The following is a 5216-nucleotide window of genomic DNA, read 5'->3' on the forward strand; positions in this document are numbered from 1 at the left end:
AGCGTGTCAATCTAATGACTCTTTGCTTTTTTTTCTTCATTAGATATGGTATTTTCTCACGGCTGGGGAGCGTCGTGATGCATTGCTTCACGTCTTGCGGAACGAAAAGAGCTGAACCGCTTGTGCGGCTCCTTGTTTTAGGCTGGGCGAAGGACGTCGTTTCAGCCGCAGTTGGCCGCGACTGTCAGCGGCGCACGCATAGAAATTGGAGTGTTGGGTTCATTGCTGTTACCGGACATCACTCTCTCTTTGAACCTGCCTTGTTATCGTGACTCGCATACATTGTCGAAGTATCCCGCTGTGGTGAATGGGCTGTGGTCCGATAAAAGATGGTTGTCCCTCACGGCGGCTTTCCGCCGGGGAAGGGGCTGTATCGATGAACAATCTGGTACGTTATTTGTAGGAATGCTCAAGAGCGTGCGCGCAAAAAAGCTACACCGGAAAGAGCCGGTGCAGTTTCGTTGAGGAGGACCGTGAATGGCGGGTAAGTGTAAGGTGGCAGAATTTTTTTGCGGGAGTTTCCTCATGATCTTCATAGCGACACTTCTCCTGCCCGGATGCGAGAGGGCGGGGACGAGGGACGCTTCAGCCCCTCCCATGGTTGAGGTAGCCGAGGTTACCAGAAAGGATGTGCCGCTCTACTCGGAGTGGACCGCCTCTACAGACGGCCTCGTAAATGCGACCATCCGTGCACAAGTGCAGGGCTACCTGATAAAGCGCGATTATAACGAAGGCGATTTTGTCAGGAAGGGCCAGGTCCTTTTCGAGATCGATCCGCGCACGTTCCAGGCTGCTCTGGAGCAGGCAAAGGGACAACTCGCGGAGCAGCAGGCACGCTGGGGAACGGCAAAGGCCAATCTCGAAAGGATCAAGCCTCTTGTAGAGCAGAGGGCAGTGAGCAAGAAAGACTACGATGATGCGGTGGGGGCCGAGGCAGCCACGCATGCGCAGGTGATCGCACTCCAGGCCCTCGTTGACAAAGTCACGCTCGACCTTGGGTTCACCAAGATCACTTCCCCGATAGACGGCATAGCGGGCATTGCGAGGGCGCAGTTGGGCAACCTTGTCGGTCCGGGTTCCGTCGAGGAGTTGACGACGGTTTCGACCGTGGATCCGATCAAGGTTTACGTCCTCATGAATGAGCAGGAATATCTTAAGTACGTGCAGAACGGTCAGGGGCATGGGCAACGCATGCCGCTCCAGCTGATACTTGCCGATGGAAGAGTGCATCCCCATACTGGCTCGTTCGCCTTCGCAGACCGACAGGTGGACATAAAAACCGGTACCATCAAAGTCGCAGCGCTTTTTCCCAATCCCGGCAACGTGATCCGGCCCGGACAGTTCGCCAGGGTTCGCGCGCAGACAGAGGTTAAGAAGGGCGCTCTTCTCGTGCCGCAGCGGGCCGTCATGGAACTGCAGGCAGGATACCAGGTGGCCGTGGTGGGTCCGGACAACAAGGTGATAATGAGGCCGGTAAAAGCTGGTCAACAGATCGACGGCTTGTGGGTGATAGATGATGGCTTGAAGCCGGGTGAACGGGTTGTCACCGAAGGGCTCCAGAAGGTGAAACAGGGCACGGTTGTGCTCGTAAGAGCAGAGTCGCCGCAGACGCCCCAAAAAACCGGGAAGAAATAGGGAGACACGCCCTTATGTCAAAGTTCTTCATAAATAGGCCTATTGTGGCGATGGTTATTTCCGTGATGTTCATCATCCTCGGAATCATTGCCATGGTGGGCTTACCGGTTGCCCAATTCCCGGAAATCGTTCCACCGGAGATTCAGATCTTCACGCGATACACAGGCGCTGACGCAGAGACGCTTGAGCAATCAGTGGCAACGCCCATGGAGGAGCAGATCAGCGGCGTTGACAACATGAACTACATGTATTCAGTCAACGCAAGCAACGGCACCATGCGTATGTTCGTCAACTTTGACGTGAAGACTGACCCGAATACGGATCTTATCTTCACCCAGATGCGTCAGAACCAGATTCAGGGCCAGCTCCCCGCAGACGTACGCAATTACGGCGTCACTATACAGAAGTCGAGAGCTGCCCCATTGATGCTGATCGCGCTCCATTCTCCCAATAAGACATATGACGGACGATTCCTCGCGAACTACGCGTTCATCAACCTCAACGACCAACTTGTGCGTGTGCCGGGCGTGGCGCAGGTGGGCGTGTACGGTGCCGACCGCTACGCGATACGCATATGGGTCAGGCCCGATACGCTCGGCAAGCTGGGTATCACGGTTCCCGATATTATCAACGCTGTTCAGAAGCAGAACACGGTCAACCCCGCGGGACAGATCGGCAGTGAGCCGGTGCCCCCGGGACAGGAGTTCACCTATACGGTTCGCACCCAGGGCCGCCTTGTCTCTCCGCAAGACTTTGCATCGATCGTGATACGGGCTAATGCAGACGGATCGATTGTTCATTTGAGTGATGTGGCGCGTATCGAACTGGGATCGCAGACCTACAACCTGTTGGGTCGGCTCAACGGCCAGCCGGCCGGCATCATGGCCATCTATCAATTGCCCGGCTCCAATGCCCTTTCCATTGTCGAAGGCGTAAAGCAGGTAATGGAGAAGGCAAAAACAAGATTTCCCGTGGACCTCGACTATACTGTTGCACTCGACACCACCCGGTCCATAGGCGAAGGCATCCGGGAGATATTCAAGACACTTCTGATAGCTATAGTACTCGTCATACTGGTGGTGTTCGTCTTTCTTCAGGGATGGAGAGCCACGCTCATACCAACCCTTGCCGTGCCGGTCTCGCTGATCGGCACCTTTGCGGTCTTCCCTCTGCTCGGGTTTTCAATCAACACTCTTTCCCTCTTCGGATTGGTGCTCGCCATCGGTCTGGTCGTGGATGATGCCATCATTGTGGTGGAAGCAGTCGAGCGCCACATGGAGGAGGGTTTTTCTCCAAAAGAGTCAGCCCTCAAAGCTATGAGCGAGGTTGCGGGTCCTGTGATGGCCATTGCGCTGATCCTTGCCGCAGTCTTCATTCCGGTTGTCTTTATACCTGGCATCACCGGAAGGCTCTATCAGCAATTTGCGGTCACTATCGCCATCTCGGTTCTCATCTCCGCTTTCAACGCGCTTACCCTCAGCCCGGCACTCTGCGCGCTCATTCTCAAGCCGGGCAAAGAGGGCAGGAGCTTCCTGGGTCCCTTCTTCAGGTGGTTCAATACCATGTTCGGCAGGGCCTCCAAAACCTACCTCAGTGTGTGCGGAAGCCTGATCCGTAAGAGCGCCCTCAGTCTGCTCTTTCTCGTGGTAGTCTCGGTTGTTGGTATTCTTCTCGGCAATTCAGTCCCGCGAGGATTCCTTCCTGAGGAAGATCAGGGCTATATGTATATCAATGTGGCCCTGCCCAACGCTGCCTCGCTTCAACGATCCGATCAGGTCTGCAGAAAAATTGAGGAGATCATAAGGAACACACCAGGCGTTGAGCACTACCAGACGCTGGTCGGCAACAGCCTGATGAGTCTTGCCCAGAACACGTACAGCGGTTTCTTTTTTGTGACGCTGAAGGAATGGAGATACCGGACAAAGCCGGAGGAATCGTACCAGGCCATTATGGCCCACCTCAACGACGAATTGAGCAAGCTGCCTCAGGCAGTCACGTATGCCTTTCAGCCGCCGGCTATACCAGGTATCGGGCTTGCCGGCGGAGCCAACTTGGTTCTTGAGGACCGGGCGGGAAAGGACATCAGCTTTCTCGCAGAGAACGTCAACAAGTTTATTGAAGCGGCGAGAAAGAGACCGGAGATGGCGCGGGTAACGACAACCTTTCTTCCATCTGTGCCGCAGCTTTATGTGAAGGTGGACCGCGAAAAGGTGCTGAAGCAGGGGGTGGACGTCTCGCAGGTCTATCAGACGCTCCAGGCTTTCATGGGAGGCTACTTCATCAACTACTTTAACCGTTTCGGCCGTCAGTGGCAGGTCTATGTCCAGGCCGAGGGAGAGTATCGTACCAGGGCAGAGAACGTCGGGCAGTTCTACGTGCTCAACGACAGGGGCGATCCCGTGCCTCTTTCCGCGCTGACCACGATTGAGTCTCGGCCGGGTCCGGAATTCACCATGCGCTACAACCTTTACAAGGCGGCGCAGATATATGCCACGGGTAAACCGGGTTTCAGCTCGGCCCAGGTCATGACAGCCCTCGAAGACGTCTTCAAAGAGACGATGCCTCCTGAGATGGGTTTTGATTACATCGGCATGAGTTTCCAGGAAAGGAAGGCCCAGGAAGGCATACCTGCGTCGGTTATTTTTGGTTTTTCTCTTCTCTGCGTGTTTCTTATTCTTGCGGCGCAATATGAGAGCTGGTCTCTGCCCTTCAGCGTGCTTCTTGGTACGCCTGTCGCTGTATTCGGCGCATTTGCAGCGATAGCGTTGCGCCACCAGATGAGCAGCGCGGTGAACAATAATGTATATGCCCAGATTGGTCTCATCGTGCTCATCGGCCTTTCCGCAAAGAATGCCATCCTGATCGTCGAGTTCGCAAAAACGAGACATGAACGGGGAAGGCCTCTTGCTGAAGCTGCGATCGAAGGAGCCAGGCTGCGCCTCAGACCGATTCTCATGACCTCCTTCGCATTTCTTCTTGGCGTCCTTCCTCTCGCTTTCTCCCGCGGTGCAGGCGCAGTGGCCCGGCAGATCATGGGCACTGCGGTGATGGGAGGCACGGCTGCCGCGTCACTGATTGCTGTTTTCCTCATTCCTGTCACTTTCTATGTGGTGGGAAAAGTGGTCGATTGGAAAAAGGAGAAAGGCAGTGCGCACAAACAGGAGGCTGGACCAATTGGCACTGAACGAGTCGATGAGCCGAAAGGGGCAAAGTGACGTGCGTACATCAGTACTTTTTTCGCTCTCTGTTCTGATGTCCGTTTTTCTGCTGATCACAGGCTGCGCGATCGGTCCCGATTATAAGCGTCCATCTGTGGATTCACCGACGTCGTGGCGCGTCGAGGAACCGGAAGCGAAGGATCTTGTCAACACAGAGTGGTGGGAGCAGTTCGAGGACCCTGTTTTGACTGAGTTGATCCAGAGCGCCCTTAGAGAGAACAAAGATCTGAAGATCGCTGCAGCACGAGTTGAAGAATTCATGGGACGCTACGGCGTCACACGCGCAGCACTGTTTCCCCAGATGACGGCCACGGGAAGCGCAGGGAGGCAGCGTTTTTCCAACAACGCAAACCCTCTTCCGTC

At 55.1% G+C, this 5216-nt stretch carries 3 protein-coding genes; all 3 read left to right on the forward strand.

The window, feature by feature from the left end:
- The first annotated feature begins 477 nt into the window (after positions 1–477).
- The gene (locus VMT71_16695) at positions 478–1635 is read left to right on the forward strand and encodes an efflux RND transporter periplasmic adaptor subunit (protein HVN25609.1); all 1158 of its coding nucleotides are present in this window, start codon (positions 478–480) and stop codon (positions 1633–1635) included.
- A gap of 14 nt (positions 1636–1649) precedes the next feature.
- On the forward strand, positions 1650–4850 hold the full coding sequence (locus tag VMT71_16700; GenBank protein HVN25610.1) for an efflux RND transporter permease subunit: 3201 nt from the start codon (positions 1650–1652) through the stop codon (positions 4848–4850).
- A 1-nt stretch (position 4851) separates the two neighbouring features.
- Positions 4852–5216, forward strand: a 365-nt coding sequence (locus tag VMT71_16705) for a hypothetical protein (protein ID HVN25611.1), incomplete at its 3' end; no start/stop codon positions are given.

The organism is Syntrophorhabdales bacterium (assembly GCA_035541455.1).
In the GTDB taxonomy this organism is placed as follows: Bacteria; Desulfobacterota; Syntrophorhabdia; order Syntrophorhabdales; family WCHB1-27; genus JADGQN01.